This is a genomic window from Exiguobacterium sp. s121, from assembly GCF_018617245.1.
GTDB lineage: Bacteria > Bacillota > Bacilli > Exiguobacteriales > Exiguobacteriaceae > Exiguobacterium > Exiguobacterium profundum.
The window spans coordinates 1,650,269-1,669,620 of sequence record NZ_JACSJV010000001.1; the positions used below are offsets into that span (position 1 = coordinate 1,650,269).

Sequence of the window (19,352 nt, forward strand, 5' to 3'; positions counted from 1 at the left end):
CAAACTAAAAAGCGCCGCGGCGCTTTTTAGTTTACAATGCTTTAAATCGTTCGAGGGCACGCTCTCTCGCTTCTTTATGATCGACGATTGGCATGGCATAGTTGTCTCGCTCTGACGGGTCCGGAAAGTGAATCGATTTATCTGTTATATGTTTCAGCTCCGGCACATACTTCCGGATGAACGTCCCATCAGGGTCAAATCGCTCGGATTGCGTCGTCGGATTGAAAATACGGAAATACGGAACAGCGTCCGTCCCGACTGAGGCCGCCCATTGCCATCCCCCGATATTCGACGCTGCCTCATAATCGATCAGCTTTTGCTCGAAATACCGTTCCCCTTTTCGCCAATCGAGAAGGAGATGTTTCGATAGGAAAGATGCGACAATCATGCGTAGGCGGTTGTGCATCCACCCGGTCTCGTTCAACTGACGCATCGCCGCGTCGACGATTGGATACCCCGTTTCCCCGTTACACCACTTTTCGAACTGCTTTTCATTGTCCTCCCATTCAAGTGACTTGTATTTATCATTGAACGGTTGATCTTTCAATCCGTGGAACTTTGACATGACCATGTAATAAAATTCACGCCATAACAGCTCATCGTAATACGTGTCACGCCCCTTTGATCGTCTCGCCGACAACACTTGTTCGGTGATGGTGCGAATCGACAACACACCTGTCCGTAAATAAGGAGATAGTCGACTCGTCCCGGCGATGCTCGGAATGTCACGCTTCTCGTCATAATCGACCATGCGATCATTGACGAAGTGGGTCAATCGTTTCTTCGCTTCCGTTTCCCCTAGCCCTTTCCATTCACGATTACATCGTTTGAATAGATCTTTCAGTTCACTCGGTTGTTCATTCTTTGAACGGATGTACTGAGATAAACGACCGACATCAACCTCATACGGTGCGGGCGGCTGTTCGGCATACGCCGCTTTTTTGAACGGGGTGAAAACTTTATAGGGATCGCCACTTTTTGTACGGAACGCATCGGGATGAAACAGGTGACGATCCAGAAGTCGCACAACTTTTACTTCTTCACCAAGTGCTTCAATCACACGGTCATCCCGCTGTTTGAACGGTTCCACGTACTCCGCATTAAAATAGAGCACATCCATCTCCCCGAGCTGTTTCACGAACGCATCCTCCGTCTCTGCGACAAGGACGCGAAGCCCTAACCCTTTCGCATCTAAATCATACATGAACGCTCGCATCGTCGAGAAGAAATAGTCATGCCGTACCTCGAACGGGTCACAGTATTTCGGATTCAACCAAAAGACGAAATCTAGGTCATCGCCTTCCTCCATATCTTTCAATACACGGTGTAACATATGATTATCGGTCAGTCTAAAATCCGAACGAAACCAACATACTCGTCTCATGATCTCCACTCCCATCTACAAAAAAGAAGCATAGCGCGCTATGCTTCTTTTGATTATACAAATTCAATCAACAAGTCGTCACTTTGTATTGTGTCGCCTTCTTTAATATGAATGGCCTTAATCTCACCATCTTGTGCCGCTTGAATCGTCGTTTCCATCTTCATCGCTTCTGTGACGAGTAACTGCTCCCCACGATGAACTCGACTTCCTGGTTCGACCAATACTTTCAAGACAGACCCCGGCATCGATGCACCGACTTGTTTGGCGTTCGAACGATCGACTTTCGGACGGCTTGTCGTTGCCGATTTGACATTGACATCTTTAATCTCGATTTCACGTGGTACCCCGTTCATCTCATACGAGACGAGACGGATGCCATCTTCATTCGCTGCACTCACTTGTACGAGCTTGATGATTAACGTTTTTCCAGTCTCGATTTCAACTTGGATTGTCTCACCGACGTTTAATCCGTAGAAGAATGTCAACGTGTCGAGCACTGAGACGTCCCCGTATGTCGTTGTATGTTTGATATAGTCTTCGTACACTTTCGGATAAAGCGCATGAGCAAGAAGTTCAAAGTCCGTCACCGGTCGCTCGAATTTTTCGAATAGTTCTTGGCGTGCCGATTCAAAGTCATACGGTTTGATCAATTTACCAGGACGAACGTTTAATGGCTCTTCCCCTTTCAAGATGACTTGTTGCACATCTTTCGGGAATCCACCTGGAGGCGTTCCTAATTCACCACGCATCATTTCGACGACCGAGTCTGGGAAATCCAACTGATGTCCTCGTGTCATCACATCTTCTTCCGTCAAGTTATGCTGGACCATGAAGAGCGCCATATCACCGACAACTTTAGATGACGGCGTCACCTTGACAATGTCCCCGAACAACATGTTGACTCGGGCATACATCGCCTTGACTTCTGCCCAGCGGTCTCCAAGTCCGACCGCTTTCGCCTGCTGTTGGAGGTTTGAATATTGCCCACCTGGCATCTCGTGTTCGTACACGGATGGATTCGATGCACGCATATCACTTTCAAACGGTTCATAGTTGTGACGCACGTCTTGCCAGTAGTCACTGATGATTTCATATTGTTTCGGGTCGACTTTCGGCTGACGTTCGTGGTGGTTGAGCGCATAAACCAAACTTCCACCTGAAGGCTGTGATGTCATCCCTGACATCGAACTCGCGGCAACGTCAACGATATCGACACCGGCATCTGTCGCGCGAGCATATGTGAAGATCCCGTTACCGGAAGCATCGTGTGTATGCAAGTGGATTGGTAAGTCCACGGCGTCCTTTAATGCCGATACGAGTGCATAGGCTGATTCCGGCTTCAATAGACCTGCCATATCCTTGATTGCCAAGATATGCGCACCACTCGCCTCAAGTTTCTTCGCGAGGTCGATATAATACGGAAGATGGTACTTCGGACGGTTACCATCATACAAGTCTCCCGTATAACAGATGGCTGCCTCTGCCACTTTCCCAGTTGGAAGCGTCGCATCGATTGCCAATTGAATCGACTCAAGGTTGTTGAGACTATCAAAGATTCGGAACACGTCGACTCCGGCATATGCCGCTTCGTGTACGAATTTCTCGATGACGTTGTCTGCATAGTTTTTATATCCGACCGCATTCGCACCGCGTAGCAACATTTGAATTAGGACGTTCGGCATCTTCTCACGAAGCTTCATGAGACGTACCCATGGGTCTTCGGATAAGAATCGGTAGGCGACGTCGAACGTCGCTCCGCCCCATGCCTCGACCGAGAACAATTCTGGCATGAGTTTGCTTGTCGGTTCGGCGATATTTAGAATATCCTGTGTGCGCATGCGCGTCGCGAGCAACGATTGATGCGCATCTCGCATCGTCGTATCCGTCAACAACAGTTCCGGTTGACGTTTGATCCAGTCGGCGAGGCCGTCCGGTCCAAGCTCTGTAAGAATTTGTTTCGTCCCTGGCTTCGCTTCTGCCGGGAGGTCGTGCGGGATTCGCACCGAACGGCTGATCGGCTTGTCTTTCAGACCAACACCTGGGAATCCATTCACTGTCACATCCCCGATATAGTTCAGCAGTTTCGTCCCGCGGTCTTTTCGTTTCGGGAAGACGAACAGTTCTGGCGTCTCATCGATGAATGACGTGTTGTAATCTCCACTGATAAAGTTCGGGTGCTTCATGACGTTAATCAAGAACGGAATGTTCGTCTTGATTCCACGAATCCGGAACTCGTTCAAGTTTCGAACCATCTTCGAGGCCGCTTGTTCGAATGTCATGCCATGTGTGGACAATTTCACGAGAAGTGAATCGTAGTACGGTGAAATCTCTGCACCGACATACGCATTCCCACCGTCAAGACGAACACCAAAGCCACCCGGAGAACGGTAAGCCATGATTTTTCCTGTGTCCGGCATGAAGTTATTGCCTGGGTCTTCAGACGTAACACGTGATTGGATTGCATAACCGAGAAGTTTAATCTCTTCCTGTTTCGGCATTTGAATCATATCGCCGTGGAGCGACTCACCTTGCGCGATCATCAATTGCGTTTGAACGATGTCAAAGCCCGTCACCATCTCTGTGATCGTATGTTCCACTTGAATGCGCGGGTTGACTTCGATGAAGTAGAACGACTCATCCTCTGTCACCAAGAACTCGACTGTACCGGCGTTGACGTATCCGACGTGTCGCATGAGTTGGACCGCCGCATCACAAATCGCTTGGCGCGATGCATCAGACAATGTCACACACGGCGCCACTTCGACAACTTTTTGGTGACGGCGCTGAACCGAACAGTCACGCTCGAATAAGTGAACGATGTGACCGTGCTCATCCCCAAGAATTTGCACCTCGATGTGTTTCGGACGTTCGACGAGTTTTTCTATGTACACTTCGTCAGAACCGAACGCCTGCTTTGCTTCTGACTTTGCACGTTCAATCAAATCTTTCATTTCCGCTTCTGTTCGAATGACACGCATTCCGCGTCCTCCGCCACCCATCGAAGCTTTGACCATGAGCGGGAATCCGTGCTCGTTCGCAAATGCTTCAGCATCTTCATATGATGTGAGCGGTCCATCCGAACCCGGGATGACAGGAAGACCCGCAGCAATCGCACTCTGACGTGCTCGTACTTTATCCCCGAACGCATGTAAATGTGACTCATGCGGTCCGACAAAGATGATGCCCTCTTCACGGCAACGTCGTGCGAGTTCAATGTTCTCTGAAAGGAAACCATACCCTGGGTGAATCGCATCACTGTCTGACTCCTTAGCGATTCGAATCACGTCTTCGATATCGAGGTACGCATCGATCGGTTTTTTGTCTACACCGATCAAGTAGGCTTCATCAGCTTTAAAGCGATGTAAGGAGCCGCTATCTTCTTGCGAATAGACAGCTACCGTTCGAATGCCTAACTCTGTCGCCGCGCGAAATACGCGAATGGCAATTTCCCCACGGTTTGCAACAAGTAACTTTTTAATTGGTTTCAAATGAAATCCCCCCGTTAATGAAGTTTGTTCGTTTCCTTACCTGACAACGTGAAGCGATGAGCGTTGAACGTTTTCTTCTGACTTCACCCGAATTTCTTCTCGTCGTGTCGCTTCTCGATGACGGTTACGCATCGAGATACTACTGAGCACCCCGAGAACACCCATCATCATGATGAGCGATGTTCCTCCATAACTGACCAGTGGCAAGGTTACGCCTGTCCCTGGGAACCAACCGGACATCGCACCGATGTTGATGGCCGTCTGGATAATGATTTGTGATGCAATCCCAAACGATACGAACATCGCAAAGTGACTATCCGCATGATTGGCGATATGGATCGCGCGAAAGGCGATGAAGAAGAGTAGGACTAAAACCGTCAATACACCGAGGAATCCTAACTCCTCCGCAATGATCGACATGATATAGTCGGTTTCTGGTTCTGGCAAATATCCATACTTTTGAAAACTGTTCCCAAGTCCGACTCCAGTCAATCCACCATGTACAATTGAGATAATCGACATGAGCAATTGGTGTCCATATCCTTCCGGGTCCATGAACGGGTTGAACACGACTTCAATCCGACTTCGTTGATTCTCCGAAAAGATGGTCGTGAACAATACGAATACAGTACCAACCCCAGCTAAAATCCCTGGAATCAAAATTCGAAGCGGCGCCCCGACACCGAACCACATGAGCAACATGATGGAACCGAGGACGAATAGCCCCCCCATATCCGGCTGTCCATTGATTGCGATCGCATAAAACGAAAAGTAAAAGAGGACAGGCACTAAAAAGAAGGCGCCGATTTGTGCACGCAACCCTTTTTTCGTGATAGCGGCCCGCGCCAATCGACCAGGGAGTCCTTTCAACTCATTATTCCATAGTTCATGGTAGTAGTTCGCAAGCAGTATGATGAGAACGAACTTCGCAATCTCGACCGGTTGCATGGTCATTCCTCCGATGATGAGCCAAGCTCTCGCCCCATTCAATGGAGGCATCGCCCACGTGACAAACAGCAAGATGACAGAGAGCGCATAAAGACCGAGGCGAATGCCTTTTTTCCGAAACATCTCATATCGGAACAATGTCGCAATCAAATAGACAAAGATTCCAATGCCAACGTAGACGAGCTGGCGATAGAATAAACTACTATTCGCGTAATCCCCACGATTCCAAACACTCGCACTATAAATCATGATGGAGCTTAGCCCGACGAGCAAGAGCACTGACAAAAACAACGCAAAATCAAAATACCGAAACCGTGTTTTCATGTATTCACTTCCTTATGTAAAACAATCCGACAACCCTTATAAAAAAATACTCAAACAGCGCCACTTGCACAGTTTGAGTATAAGGTTCATAATTCTGAAGCTTCTGCCAAGGCAGATAACTTTTGTTCCAATGAATCGAGCAGTCCTTTACCTTCAATGTCTGAAATGAGTCCAAGACGAACCGCAAAATCAATTTGGCGCGATAGTCCAAACATATGTGTATCAAGCACCTCTTCATAAAGCGGGCACTTCGGCATTTTTAGGTTTTCTAACTGCACTTCAATCAGACAACGGATTTTTTCAGCATCCGCCTCGAGTAATTGAAGCGCTTGCTCCCGTTGGATTGCAGCCAAATTTGTCGCCACTACGACCCCTCCTCCGTACGATGACAGACTGTTTGTCATAACTCAACTGTACATTATCTTTCATCATAATTCAATGTACAGTATGAATGAACGCGACATTCTTCCTCTTTTCCATTTTACGAGAAAGAGCGCTATAATGAAACGTGTAATGTGTATGAAGGGGGATATAAGCATGATTTTTCCACTTGATGGAGCGGTTCGCCACAGTCTGACGATTGACCCGACCGTATGGATTTTTGACGAACGAAAACGAAAGATTGAAGATTTGGACTCGGTGACGGAGAATGACCGTGAGGCATACTATGCGAAAATGGGGAAAGCATGGGATGACGGATTGTCACAAGGAACTCGAATCGACCACAACAAACCGATGTCACGACAAGACAAGGATGCAGCATTACGCGACTCGTTCGCCATGCCGCTCGCGCCTTTTTTAAACAATGCCGAACCGATTGAGCTCGCGACACATGTCCGTTTTTACGGGGAGACCATATTGACTCTATCGCTCAGCGAGGCATCGAGCGTATATTTACAATTTTCAAAAGATGGAAAAGTACTTACTGACGGACCTGTCTATGTATTGTATGAGGATCAGGTCATTCGCCAAGTCAATCATATCACCGTATTAAGCAATCAATGAGAAGGGTCACACCTTCTCTTTTTTTGGACTTTTTAGTTCACAAAGTGTAGTATATAGAGTGTTGACTACAAATTGAATAAGAAAGGTCGTGACGCTTACGATACCTCTATGGAAACGAAATTTAATGGTTGTTTGGATCGGTAGCTTCTTGACCGCCGCGTCGATGAGTCTCGTCCTTCCATTCCTCCCATTGTTCATCGAACAACTCGGGGTAAAGGATCCGGACCACGTCGTCACTTGGTCTGCGATCGCGTTCGGCGCTACGTTCCTCGTGGCCGCCATCGTCTCTCCGATGTGGGGACGCTTGGCTGACCGAAAAGGAAGAAAGCTGATGCTCATCCGAGCCAGTCTTGGGATGGCCATCGTCATGTTCCTCATCAGCTTCGTCCAAGACGTATATCAACTCGTCGGGTTGCGTTTACTCATGGGGGCCGTGTCTGGATTTATTTCAGCCGGCATCACGTTGGTCGCATCTCAAACACCAAAAGAGAAAAGTGGCTGGGCGCTCGGTACCCTGTCAACCGGTGGAATCACTGGTGGTCTACTCGGTCCCCTCATCGGCGGACTGCTCGCAGACTGGATTGGGCTTCGATCCGTTTTTCTCTTTACCGGAAGTGCACTCTTCCTGACGTTCCTCATCACGCTTTGGTTCGTAAAAGAAGATTTTGTCCCAGTGAAACGCGAAGAACTCGCGTCGATGAAATCGATTTTTGCCTCACTGCGACATCCACAGTTGATTGTCGGTCTGTTTGTGACAACGTTCCTCATTCAGTTCTCGACACAATCTATCGGACCACTCTTGACATTATACGTACGTGAATTGAATCCGAACACTACCGCGCTCGCCTTCATGGCAGGGATTGTCGCCTCTGCTCCGGGACTGGCCGCTCTCGTTTCGGCGCAGCGTCTCGGACGGTTATCGGACAGACACGGAGCAGAGCGCATCTTGTTTTGGGCACTGCTCCTCTATAGCCTCTTCTTGATTCCGCAAGCATTCGTTACCTCAACGACTCAACTCATCTTGTTGCGTTTCGGAATCGGGTTCGCAACGGCCGCCTTGATGCCGTCCGTTCAATCGCTACTGCGCCAGCATACGCCGGTCTCTGCGACAGGGCGCATCTTTTCATACAATCAGTCCGCTCAGTTCATGGGGAATCTACTCGGACCGCTATTTGGATCCCAAATCGTGGCACACTTCGGATTTTCTGCCCTGTTCATCATCACGGGATTGATTATGATCTCGAATGCCTTTTTAGAACGGACGAACGTCCAGTCACTACAACTCGATACAAAATAACGCCGAGCACGAAGCTCGGCGTTATTTGTGTATATCGCTTATAGTAAATCAGCCGCCAATCGTGCAAGGGATGAACGTTCCCCTTTCACGAGTTGCACGTGTCCGAAGACGTTTTGTCCTTTGAAGCGTTCCACCGCGTACGTCAAGCCGTTCGAATACTCATCTAAATACGGATGGTCGATCTGATACGGGTCACCGACGAGAACGATTTTCGAGTTCTCTCCAACGCGAGTAAGAATCGTTTTGATTTCATGCTTCGTTAAGTTCTGCGCCTCATCGATGATGATGAACTGGTCCGGCATACTTCTACCTCGAATATAGGTGAGCGCCTCGAGCTGAATCGATTTCATACCGGCTAGAATATTGCCGAGCTCGTCTTTTGAATTCGCATTGAATAAAAATTCTAGGTTATCATAAATCGGTTGCATCCATGGGCGAAGCTTCTCTTCCATCTCCCCTGGCAAATAACCGATATCATTCCCCATCGGCACGACCGGACGAGCGACGACGAGCTTATTGTAACGCTGTTCATCCTCGACGAGCGAGAGCCCTGCTGCTAGGGCAAGGAGCGTCTTCCCGGTACCGGCTTTCCCAAGTAAGGTGACAAACGGAATGTCATCTCGAAGCAACAGGTCGAGGGCCATCCGCTGTTGAACGTTTCGCGGATGAATTCCCCAAATATGATCTGCATCGAGTGCCAGCGGTCGTAAAATCGGTTGAAGCGAATCGACCACAGCAAGCGCACTCGCTTTCGACACATTACTTTTCAAGACGACGAATGAATTCGGATATAGCACTTGTTTCGTCAAGGCCGTCGTCGGCAATTGACGAACTTTATAAAATTCATCGATGAGCGACTGATCGACTTCAATCTCTCGATAGCCGGCGTATAAGTCCGTCGTATCAACGATATGATCTGTCAGATAGTCTTCTGCATCAATTCCAATGGCGTCCGCTTTGACACGGACCAATATATCTTTTGAGACGACGACGACCTTTCGACCTGCGTCATGCTCGAATTGTTTCATTAACTTTAAGGCAACGAGTAGGATACGGTTATCGTTTGTCATGACATCGAACGGAATATCGACCTGGTGTTCATGACCGATTTCGACAAACAGACGTCCTCCGTTTTCAAGCGGGACCCCGTCATGGAGTTTTCCCGATGTTCGGAGCTGGTCGAGGACACGTGACGTTTCACGGGCGTTCCGCCCGACCTCATCCATGTTTCGTTTCTTTCCATCTAACTCTTCTAGGACGATGGCTGGAATGACCACGTCGTGTTCTTCAAATTGAAATAAGGATAGCGGATCATGTAGGAGTACGTTCGTATCGAGTACATACGTTTTTTTCATAGACTTTGCCGCCCCTCGAATATAGGATGGTATTCAAGAATGAAGACTTTCTTTCACTTCACGGTCAAGCTTTTCCGCCGCACGAATATCGTATGTTTTCGTGATTTCGGGCTGTGCGTAAGCTGCTCCATAAAACGAGATGTTCCTCACTTCTTCGACATGTCCTTCAAAAAAACGAAGATGAAGGCTTGGTTTGACCGCCGGGTCGAACTCTCGAATTGATGAGAGTAAAACATGATAAGACTGACCATCTTCGATAAAGATGAGGCCAGCCGTCTTTTCAGTCGTCAAGATGGTCACGATATGGGAATTTCTCGTTAATGCGAACCGGACCGTGACAGCATCTAACGCTTGCACCCAACTGATGGCATGGCTGATCGGCCAACGCTTCGCCTCGTCAAAACCAACGAGAAATGTTAACGGCATGTCATTCAACAAGCGCTCTTGCGCAGCTGTCAGTTCAAACGTTGCCTTGCTCGCCATTCAACTCCCCTCCTTTTCACCGGGTATGGTTGTACCATTCTCCCTTACCGGTTCAATTCCCTGCTTTTAACGGTTGAAATCATGCTATACTCATCGTATAGAGGAAGGTGAAAAGATGCGTGTAAAATGTTCTCTTTGCGATAAAGTCGAGACGATCGACTCATGGTCGTTTGAAGCAAAACGCTTGCGTAACAAACCGGCGAAAACGTATATGTGTCAAGAGTGTCAGGAGCGAATCAGCGAACGAACGGCTGAACGCGCCGCATCTGGACAATTCAAGTTATATCCTACATTTCGACAAAAACGAAACTGGTAATGCAAACGGGCGCCTCCGAAGAGACGCCCGTATTTTTTATGATTCTACCGCATCTTGACGACGATTCCACCAGAGGCGGCCACGATAAATGGCTAACACGATTGCCATGACGGCAAGCACTTCCGGGATTGGCCATGTGAAAAAGACGAGTGCCATCGTACCTGCTCCAAGTGAAAGGAGAATATAGACGATGAGCGACTTCCACCATGCCAATTGTTTCGCAAAACCAAGTTTAAAGACAAGGATCGTCAGTAAGATGACCGTGACAACGAGTGCATTGAACCCAACGGAAAAGTCGTTCGGGTCACTGCCGACACCTAGCATCGAAGCGATCCACGGAACGTCAATTTGTGTGATATCGATTGTTTGAGAAGCTTTCAAGACAAAGAGTCCCCCTTTATTTCATACACATCCATTCTACACTATTCCATGCAAAAGGGAACGCCGAAGCGTCCCCTTTCTTATAACTTATTCTTTACCAAGTTTACGACGCTTGTCTGCTTTCTCGCGTTCGTTCTTGTTCAAGATTTTCTTACGGAGACGGATCGACTCCGGTGTAATTTCACAGTACTCGTCATCGTTCAAGAACGTGAGTGACTCTTCAAGTGAGAAGACGCGCGGACGTTTCAAGACTTGTGTCGAGTCTTTTGCAGAAGCACGCATGTTCGTCAATTGTTTCCCTTTAACAGCGTTAATGGCAAGGTCAACATCACGGTTACATTCCCCGATGATCATTCCTTCATACACATCTGTACCTGGCTCGATAAAGATTGTCCCACGGTCTTCAAGGGCACCGATTGAGTAGGCCGTCGACTTCCCGTTTTCGATACAAACCATAACACCGCTACGACGACCACCGATATCAGCAGCGATATATGGACGGTACTCTTCGAACGTATGGTTCAAGATTCCGTATCCACGTGTCGCTGACAAGAATTCGTTACGGTAACCGATAAGACCACGTGATGGCACGAGGAATTCCATACGTGTCTGACCGTTGTCATTCGTGTTCATGTTCGCAAGCTCACCTTTACGGAGACCAATCGATTCCATGACTGAACCTGTGTACTCTTCAGGTACGTCGATGATGACACGCTCGAACGGCTCAACTTTTGTGCCGCTTTCGTCTTCGCGGATGATAACTTGTGGTTTTGATACTTGGAGCTCGTAACCTTCACGACGCATGTTTTCAATCAAGATCCCGAGGTGAAGCTCACCGCGTCCTGATACGATCCATTGGTCTGGTGAATCTGTGTTTTCGACACGGAGTGAAACGTCCGTCTCGAGTTGTTTCATCAAACGCTCTTCGATTTTACGTGCCGTCACGAAATCGCCTTCACGTCCTGCGAATGGAGAGTTGTTTGTCATGAAACGCATTTGAAGCGTTGGCTCATCGATGCGAAGGAGCGGAAGTGGCTCTTCTTTACCGACTGGCGTTACCGTTTCACCGACGTTGATATCTTCCATCCCGGCGATAGCGATCAAGTCACCTGCTTTTGCTTCTTCGATTTCGACGCGCTTGAGGCCGAAGTAACCGAACAATTTCGTGACACGAAGTTGCTTCACCGTACCGTCTGTCTTACAAAGCGATACTTGCTCACCGACTTTGATTTTCCCACGGAAGACGCGACCTACGCCGATACGGCCGAGGTAGTTGTCATAGTCGAGCATCGTCACTTGGAATTGAAGTGGCTCGTCTGAGTTGTCCACTGGAGCCGGCGTGTTTTCGAGAATCGTGTCGAGTACGTGAGTGATTGTATCTTCTTGTTTTTCTGGGTCAGGATCGAACGAACTTGAACCGCTGACTGCTGATGTATAGACGACAGGGAATTCAAGTTGATCTTCATCTGCGCCAAGGTCGATCAAGAGATCAACAACTTCATCGACAACGTCGAGTGGACGAACCATCGGCTTATCGATTTTGTTGACGACGACAATCGGACGAAGTCCTTGGTCGAGTGCTTTTTTCAATACGAAACGAGTTTGTGGCATACAGCCTTCACGCGCATCGACAACAAGAATAACGCCGTCTACCATACGCATGATTCGCTCAACTTCTCCACCGAAGTCTGCGTGACCTGGTGTATCTACGATGTTGATGCGAGTCTCTTTATAATCGATTGCTGTGTTTTTTGCGAGAATCGTAATTCCGCGCTCACGCTCGATATCGTTCGAGTCCATCGCGCGTTCTGCGACTGCCTCGTTCGTCCGGAAAGTACCAGACTGTTTCAATAATTCATCGACTAACGTTGTTTTACCGTGGTCAACGTGCGCGATGATGGCTACGTTACGAAGGTTTGTTCTTACGTTCATGTAGTTATTCCTCTCTTATTTAAAAAATTTCAACTTTTCTTCAACTTTAAGAGTATAGCACACGTCACAGTACCTTTGTCGAGTGGAATCGACTGTGAACGTTTTCATCTCGTGTTTTTTATCATACAATAGGGAAGAGAAGAGAAAATAAGGAGGAACCTCCATGCAGCTAATGTTTGTATTGATCGCAACGGCCGTTGTCGCAGGATTCGTCGGCATTGGAATCGGGGTGGCCGAGGGGAGCGCCGCCATTATCTTGGGAAGCCTCGTGTTAAGTGGCGTAGCGACATTCTTTGGTATTCAATTGCGTCGCCGCATTCTTTCAGAACGTCAATCATAAAAAAAGGGTTACTCCGGGATCATGTCGGAGTAACCCTTTTAACTTGCTTTTATAGCGGACGAGTCAAGCAGATGCGGTCGCGTAAAACGAGCCCATCTTCTTCAATGTCATCGTACCCGTGATTACGAAAATAATCGCGTTCCACTGAATCGAATCGGAATCCGGCTTGTTGGTAAAAACGCAACTGCATGATGCTTGAATTTCCTGTACAGACGAGTAGTTCTTTCCCACCAATCATCGTGGCCCGCTTCACTGCGTCTTGTAACAAGCGTTGACCAATCGTTTGGTTTTGACGTTCGGGTTTCACTGCGATATTGACGAGTTCAACCCGATCGCCTTCGTGTGAAACGAGCATATACGCACCGACAATCTCACTACCGAGTAACGCTTTGTACGTACGACCTTCCTCGAATTGTTCTCGGACCATCGCTTCATTCGGATTCGCCAAGACGAGTAAGTCGCGGATTTCTTCATACGAATCATGTTCCACGATGTGTAAGTCCGGTTTTACTTCAGCCGTGACCCCTTTTGCGATGACGTAATGTTTGATGACGTCATTGACAAATGAATCGCTCCCAGCCAAGACAGATGTTTTTCCGTCATACCGAATCGGCTCACCATATAAGGAAACGACACGCCCACCTACCTCTTCAACGAGTAACTTTCCAGCAGCATAATCCCATGGCATATTACGCATGGTGATGTAGCCGTCCACGCGGCCGGCAGCAAGCCAGGCTAATTCAAGCGATGCAGCACCATGAGCTCGCGTTCCAATCGAGTCCCGTACAATCGGAGCGAGTATTTCCGGGGCAATCTGGTGGTTCGGCGTGACCCACGTCGCATTCATACTTAAAAATGCGTCTCGAACATGATGTTCATGAAGAGTCGTCAATGTCCGACCGTTCAATGTCGCCCCGTATCCTTTCCGCGCCATGAACATCTCATCCGCCATGACGTCATAGACGAATCCATATTCCACGACCCCATCTATCATGATCGCGATGGAGATGGCAAACATACGTTTTTGATGAATAAAATTTAACGTCCCATCAATCGGGTCGACAAACCAGACGGTACCGGTCAATTGTTCTGGCTGATCTGTCGTCCCTTCTTCCCCCATAATCTGATGTTCCGGAAATGTTTGTTGGATTCGACGGACAATCAGTTGTTCCACCGCGCGGTCGATTTCAGTGACCAAGTCCCCTTTTCCCGTCTTTCGTTCCACTTCATAACTTTGATCAATCTCGCGACGAATCAGTTCTCCCGCATGTTTGATTAAGTCGACTGCAAACCATTCTATCATCTGTGATCACCTCAACTGTATTGTACCAAACAAAAACCAGTATCCGCTCGGAATACTGGTTGAATGTGTGTAATGGTTAGGCTTCGAGACGCAATAATTCTTGGCGGTACTTCTCTAACCGATGCTTGCTAGCCTGAACTGTAGCATCATCTTGTGACGCCATCGCATCGAAGAGGGTTGCCAATTCATAATCAATCTCTAAGCGCAGCACCGGGATCCGTTTTTCTGCGTCTTTTCTTTTGAATGCCTCAATCACTTGTTTCATAAGATGCCACACTCCTTTTGTTGGGCTACAAGTTACGGTTTAGTGAGTTGAATTGAGTATATCAGATAAAATTCGAAAAAGAAAGAGAATTGTCTGACTATTTTGAATTTTTTATCTTAATGGATATATTCCCAATTCCGAGGTCCCTAAACCTGATTTGGTGTTAATGAACTGTACCCGATTTATAGGAGAAATAACAAAAAAGCATGCCTGAATTTGCTCGGGCATGCTCGGTCTTACAGTTTAATCATTTTACTCGAGGACTTCATTGCCGCCTGAACCGTACGATATGTGGAATAGCCCGTCTGCTCATCGTGAACCGCGTTCAGTTGTTTCTCCTCCGACTTAGATGTTACGATTTGCTTGAAGGCACGATAGGAATCGAGAAAAACCTCTCGTTCGACTCCACCTTCATTGGCTTGTGCGACAACGTTATAAAACTCGACGACTTCAATCAATTCGTCTGTCGTCCAATCCGGATTGATCGGATAGTTAATTTGCATATTGTTTCACCTCGACACCCATTGTAACAACAAAAAAAACTATTGCAAGTTGAGCCAGAAATCTCTATAGTTTTTTTGTTGCTTCTTTTTTTAAAAACAACATATATCATAACGATACTATTCATCTTATAAATAAACTGATTCAAGGGGGATTTACGATTGAAATTAAAAGGTGCTACTCAGCTCGAAACGCCACTATTTGACACGTTGCTTGAACATGTCGACTCAAACCCGATTGCGTTCCACATTCCTGGTCATAAAAGCGGAAAAGGGATGGACCCAGAGTTTCGTGACTTTATTGGTGAAAACGCCCTAAAAATTGATTTGATTAACATTGCCCCACTCGATGACCTCCATCATCCAAAAGCGGCAATCGCTGAAGCGGAACGCTTGGCGGCAGAGGCGTTCCGTGCTGACGAGACCTTTTTCTCTGTCCAGGGAACATCGAGTGCCATCATGGCTATGATCATGGGTGTCGTTGGCCCGAATGAAAAAATCATTGTGCCACGGAACGTCCATAAATCCGTCATGTCCGCGCTCGTCTTAACGGGTGCTCATCCGGTCTTCATCCACCCGGAATTTGACGAAACATACGGCATCGCCCACGGAATCACAGCTAGTGCCGTAGAACGCGCACTTGAACTTCACCCGGACACAAAAGCCGTTCTCGTCATTAATCCGACTTATTTCGGTGTCGCAGGTGATTTAGAGCGTATCGTGTCTGTCGCTCATGAGCAAGACGTTCCTGTACTTGTCGATGAGGCACACGGCGTTCATCTCCCTTTTCACGATGAACTCCCACTCTCGGCGATGCAAGCGGGAGCAGATGTGGCGGCGACGAGTGTACACAAGCTTGGTGGTTCAATGACAGGCAGTTCGATTTTGAACGTACGCCGCGGTCTCGTCTCGCCAGAACGAATTCATGCGATGCTTTCCATGATTACAACGACTTCGACGTCCTACTTGCTCCTCGCTTCTCTCGACGCGGCACGTCGACAGTTAGCGACAAAGGGACACATGATGAATGAACGTGCACTTGAGCTTGCGAGAACGGCTCGTACAGCAATCAACCACATGCCTAACTTGTCAGTATACGGTCATGCCGAATTGCATTCTGAATCGACATACGCGCTCGACGAAACGAAAGTACTCGTATCCGTGCGCGAACTTGGAATAACAGGATTTGAAGTCGAGAAATTTCTTCGGGACAAACACCGTATCGAAGTCGAGATGTCCGATTTATTGAATGTGCTCTTTATCGTCACATCAGCGGATGATGAGTCCACGATTCAAGCATTGATTGAAGCGATGCGAGACGTCGTCTCCGTTTATCAGAAGTCTGGTAACGATTCACTATCGATCATGCTCCCAGAGATTCCACCTCTTGCGCTCAGCCCTCGTGATGCGTTTTATGAAGAGACGGAAACGATTCCTCTCGAAAACGCAGTCGGCCGTATTTCAGCGGAATTCATTATGGTGTATCCGCCAGGGATTCCGATCATCATTCCAGGCGAATTGATTACGACTTCGACACTCGAGTACATCATGGCCAACATTGAAGCGGGTCTTCCGGTTCAAGGTCTTGAAGATGAGTCACTGCAAATGATTAAAGTCATCCAACAAACAAAAGCGATTCGCTAAATAAAAAATGAGCCGGTCATCGTGACCGGCTCATTTTTTATGTCATCTCAGAAAAGGTGGCTGTAGATGATCGAATTGCTTCCCCTAGTGCTTATTATAAGAAAACGCTTACATTTTTTCAAGTATCAATTTCTTCAGATGCTTGTGTTTTTTCGACCAAGCAAAGTCGTAAAAATTCAGCGACGTGTTCCGTGTCGTTCAAGTTAATGCCAAGCATCGGATACAATTGACGTGGCTCTTCTAGCGCATGCAAATCAAGAAGGGCCGATTGACCCGTTTGCATACAGACGACTAACACCTTGCCCATGAATTGCTGTGTATAAACGAAACCAAAATCATAACGAGCGGCTTCTGTTTCAATACCGGTAAATCGGACACGACTCGTCTCGGATACGGTGTATAATAACTCCTCATCGAATGCCATCAGGATTCCCTCCCTTCTCTCTTCACATGTATTTTCCTTTATACTACTAGTATGAAACCTAAGGAGAGAATGACAATGAAGATTGATTATGCAACGGAGTTAAACGTTGAAACTCTTGTCCAGTTCATGCACGACCTATGGCCAGATGCCCCTATTGAAGAATTACGAATGGAAGTCAAACTCGGTCTCGCCTCAAAAAAGATGCATTATTTCATCGCATCAAATGAACATGGGGAGGCAGTTGGTTTTTGTCAGCTCAGTTTCCGACATGACTACGTGCCAGGTTCTAGCACGTCACCGACCGCCTATATGGAAGGAATCTATGTCATTGAATCAGAGCGTCATCGAGGTGTTGCCTCTCGTTTGGTCGATGCTGCGTCGACCTTCGCGGCGCGTCATGGTTGTATCGAACTGGCATCGGATACCGAGCTTGAAAACGAGGACAGTCAACGCTTTCACGAGAAAATTGGATTCAAGGAAGTCGAGCGTGTCGTCACCTACATGAAAAAGCTCTCTCACGAAAAGTGAGAGAGCTTTTATGAGTATTCTTATTTTACGACGTGGATTGGCATACCCATTGCGATTTCAGCAGCTTCCATTGCCATCTCACCGAGTGATGGGTGAGCGTGGATTGTAAGTGCGATATCTTCAGCAGTCATACCAGCCTCGATTGCAAGACCAAGCTCAGCAATCATATCTGAAGCGCCAGTACCCGCGATTTGAGCACCGATCAAGAGACCGTCCTCTTTGCGTGTGATGAGCTTCATGAAGCCGTCTGGCTCGTCAAGTGCAAGTGCACGACCGTTCGCTGCAAATGGGAATTTCGAAACTGTGATTTCGAGTCCTTCTTCTTTTGCGAGTGGCTCTGTGTAACCAACCGTTGCGAGCTCAGGATCTGTGAAGACGACTGCAGGGATTGCAGAGTAGTCGAGGTAAGCTGGCTTACCTGCTGCTGCTTCCGCTGCGATTTTCGCTTCGTAAGATGCTTTGTGTGCAAGTGGTGGTCCAGGAACGATATCACCGATTGCATAGATGTTTTCGTTCGATGTTTTACACTGGTCATCGATTTCGATGATTCCGCGGTCGCTGATTTTAACGTCCGCGTTCTCAAGACCGATGTCACCTGTGTTTGGACGACGACCAACTGTGACGAGGACATAGTCCGCTTCAACAGATTGTTCTTCACCGTTTACTTCAAACTTAACGGTTACGCCGTCTTCCGTTTCTTCAACACCTTTAGCAAGTGCATTCGTGTGGATCGTGACGTTCCCTTTTTGCTTGAGTTTCTTCTTAACGATTTGCGTCATTTGTGGTTCGAAACCAGACAAGATGTCGCTAGCGCCCTCTACAACGACAACTTCTGTATCGAAGTTAGCGTATGCAGTACCGAGCTCCATACCGATGTATCCACCGCCGATAACGACGAGTTTCTTCGGTACTTCAGGAAGTGCCAAAGCGCCAGTTGAAGAAAGGACGCGTTTAGACCATTTGAACGATGGGATCTCGATTGGTGTAGAACCAGTCGCGACAATCGCTTTTTTAAATTTGTAAGGAGTTGAGCTGTCTTCAGTGATGACACGAACTGTGTCTTCAGACGCGAAGAACGCTTCACCTTGAACGATCTCGATTTTGTTTCCTTTGAGGAGACCTTTAACACCGCCAGTCAATTTGTTAACGACTGACTGTTTCCAATCTTGAACTTTTGTGAAGTCCACTGACACGTTGTCAGACGTGATTCCCATTGAATCATGACCTTTAGCGTGTTGGAAGTTGTGTCCTGCTGTGATCAACGCTTTCGATGGGATACATCCGACGTTCAAGCAGACACCACCGAAGTTGCCTTTCTCAACGATAGTTACTTTCATTCCGAGCTGTGCGCCACGGATTGCGGCAACGTATCCACCAGGACCGGCACCGATGACAAGCAAATCAGTTTCTTGTGCGAATTCTCCTACTACCATGT

At 47.7% G+C, this 19,352-nt stretch carries 19 protein-coding genes; 6 read left to right on the forward strand and 13 right to left on the reverse strand.

Features of this window, described 5'->3' with window-relative positions; all coding sequences use genetic code 11:
- Positions 1–31 precede the first annotated feature (31 nt).
- The 4 genes from KOG47_RS08510 to KOG47_RS08525 all read right to left on the reverse strand — a co-directional run bounded on the left by KOG47_RS08510 (position 32) and on the right by KOG47_RS08525 (position 6,509).
- Positions 32–1,384 (reverse strand): cryptochrome/photolyase family protein, encoded by a 1,353-nt coding sequence (locus KOG47_RS08510; protein ID WP_215244075.1) that lies wholly within the window; start codon positions 1,382–1,384, stop codon positions 32–34.
- Between the two features lie 53 nt (positions 1,385–1,437).
- Positions 1,438–4,872 (reverse strand): pyruvate carboxylase, encoded by a 3,435-nt coding sequence (locus tag KOG47_RS08515; protein ID WP_074037361.1) that lies wholly within the window; start codon positions 4,870–4,872, stop codon positions 1,438–1,440.
- Between the two features lie 36 nt (positions 4,873–4,908).
- Entirely contained in the window at positions 4,909–6,144 is a 1,236-nt protein-coding gene (locus tag KOG47_RS08520; RefSeq protein WP_214691098.1) for an FtsW/RodA/SpoVE family cell cycle protein, read from the reverse strand.
- An 86-nt stretch (positions 6,145–6,230) separates the two neighbouring features.
- On the reverse strand, positions 6,231–6,509 hold the full coding sequence (locus KOG47_RS08525; protein ID WP_015881276.1) for an Fpa/YlaN family protein: 279 nt from the start codon (positions 6,507–6,509) through the stop codon (positions 6,231–6,233).
- 172 nt (positions 6,510–6,681) lie between these two features.
- Between KOG47_RS08525 and KOG47_RS08530 the strand changes: the two genes are divergently transcribed.
- Positions 6,682–7,149 carry a hypothetical protein gene (locus KOG47_RS08530; RefSeq protein WP_215244076.1) on the forward strand — a complete coding sequence of 156 codons (468 nt, stop codon included), beginning with the start codon at positions 6,682–6,684 and terminating at the stop codon, positions 7,147–7,149.
- 124 nt (positions 7,150–7,273) lie between these two features.
- The gene (locus KOG47_RS08535; protein ID WP_240499801.1) at positions 7,274–8,446 is read left to right on the forward strand and encodes a multidrug efflux MFS transporter; all 1,173 of its coding nucleotides are present in this window, start codon (positions 7,274–7,276) and stop codon (positions 8,444–8,446) included.
- Positions 8,447–8,484: 38 nt separating this feature from the next.
- On the opposite strand, the gene KOG47_RS08540 is transcribed toward KOG47_RS08535, so the two are convergent.
- On the reverse strand, positions 8,485–9,801 hold the full coding sequence (locus tag KOG47_RS08540) for a PhoH family protein (protein WP_074037364.1): 1,317 nt from the start codon (positions 9,799–9,801) through the stop codon (positions 8,485–8,487).
- Between the two features lie 33 nt (positions 9,802–9,834).
- Complete coding sequence (locus tag KOG47_RS08545) at positions 9,835–10,284, reverse strand: PNPOx family protein (RefSeq protein ID WP_074037365.1); 450 nt, start codon at positions 10,282–10,284, stop codon at positions 9,835–9,837.
- A gap of 115 nt (positions 10,285–10,399) precedes the next feature.
- Between KOG47_RS08545 and KOG47_RS08550 the strand changes: the two genes are divergently transcribed.
- The gene (locus KOG47_RS08550; RefSeq protein WP_015881271.1) at positions 10,400–10,600 is read left to right on the forward strand and encodes a YlaI family protein; all 201 of its coding nucleotides are present in this window, start codon (positions 10,400–10,402) and stop codon (positions 10,598–10,600) included.
- Between the two features lie 36 nt (positions 10,601–10,636).
- Here KOG47_RS08550 and KOG47_RS08555 read toward each other — a convergent pair whose 3' ends face one another.
- Both KOG47_RS08555 and typA read right to left on the reverse strand, forming a co-directional pair.
- Positions 10,637–10,981 (reverse strand): YlaH-like family protein, encoded by a 345-nt coding sequence (locus KOG47_RS08555; protein WP_015881270.1) that lies wholly within the window; start codon positions 10,979–10,981, stop codon positions 10,637–10,639.
- An 87-nt stretch (positions 10,982–11,068) separates the two neighbouring features.
- On the reverse strand, positions 11,069–12,913 hold the full coding sequence (typA, locus tag KOG47_RS08560; protein ID WP_015881269.1) for a translational GTPase TypA: 1,845 nt from the start codon (positions 12,911–12,913) through the stop codon (positions 11,069–11,071).
- A gap of 163 nt (positions 12,914–13,076) precedes the next feature.
- On the opposite strand from typA, the gene KOG47_RS08565 reads away from it, so the two are divergent.
- Entirely contained in the window at positions 13,077–13,253 is a 177-nt protein-coding gene (locus KOG47_RS08565; protein ID WP_031421524.1) for a hypothetical protein, read from the forward strand.
- 49 nt (positions 13,254–13,302) lie between these two features.
- Here KOG47_RS08565 and KOG47_RS08570 read toward each other — a convergent pair whose 3' ends face one another.
- The 3 genes from KOG47_RS08570 to KOG47_RS08580 all read right to left on the reverse strand — a co-directional run bounded on the left by KOG47_RS08570 (position 13,303) and on the right by KOG47_RS08580 (position 15,324).
- Complete coding sequence (locus KOG47_RS08570) at positions 13,303–14,556, reverse strand: inositol monophosphatase family protein (protein WP_215244077.1); 1,254 nt, start codon at positions 14,554–14,556, stop codon at positions 13,303–13,305.
- 76 nt (positions 14,557–14,632) lie between these two features.
- Positions 14,633–14,821 (reverse strand): hypothetical protein, encoded by a 189-nt coding sequence (locus tag KOG47_RS08575; protein WP_015881266.1) that lies wholly within the window; start codon positions 14,819–14,821, stop codon positions 14,633–14,635.
- A gap of 236 nt (positions 14,822–15,057) precedes the next feature.
- On the reverse strand, positions 15,058–15,324 hold the full coding sequence (locus KOG47_RS08580; RefSeq protein WP_031421520.1) for a UPF0223 family protein: 267 nt from the start codon (positions 15,322–15,324) through the stop codon (positions 15,058–15,060).
- A gap of 159 nt (positions 15,325–15,483) precedes the next feature.
- On the opposite strand from KOG47_RS08580, the gene KOG47_RS08585 reads away from it, so the two are divergent.
- Positions 15,484–16,965: an aminotransferase class I/II-fold pyridoxal phosphate-dependent enzyme gene (locus KOG47_RS08585; protein ID WP_214691100.1), complete on the forward strand. Its 1,482-nt coding sequence runs from the start codon at positions 15,484–15,486 to the stop codon at positions 16,963–16,965.
- Between the two features lie 118 nt (positions 16,966–17,083).
- On the opposite strand, the gene KOG47_RS08590 is transcribed toward KOG47_RS08585, so the two are convergent.
- Positions 17,084–17,389 (reverse strand): DUF3055 domain-containing protein, encoded by a 306-nt coding sequence (locus KOG47_RS08590; protein WP_031421518.1) that lies wholly within the window; start codon positions 17,387–17,389, stop codon positions 17,084–17,086.
- 75 nt (positions 17,390–17,464) lie between these two features.
- On the opposite strand from KOG47_RS08590, the gene aac(6') reads away from it, so the two are divergent.
- Positions 17,465–17,917 carry an aminoglycoside 6'-N-acetyltransferase gene (gene aac(6'), locus KOG47_RS08595; RefSeq protein WP_159562035.1) on the forward strand — a complete coding sequence of 151 codons (453 nt, stop codon included), beginning with the start codon at positions 17,465–17,467 and terminating at the stop codon, positions 17,915–17,917.
- 20 nt (positions 17,918–17,937) lie between these two features.
- Here aac(6') and lpdA read toward each other — a convergent pair whose 3' ends face one another.
- Positions 17,938–19,350, reverse strand: coding sequence for a dihydrolipoyl dehydrogenase (gene lpdA, locus KOG47_RS08600; protein WP_015881261.1), 1,413 nt, complete (start codon positions 19,348–19,350; stop codon positions 17,938–17,940).
- Positions 19,351–19,352 lie beyond the last annotated feature (2 nt).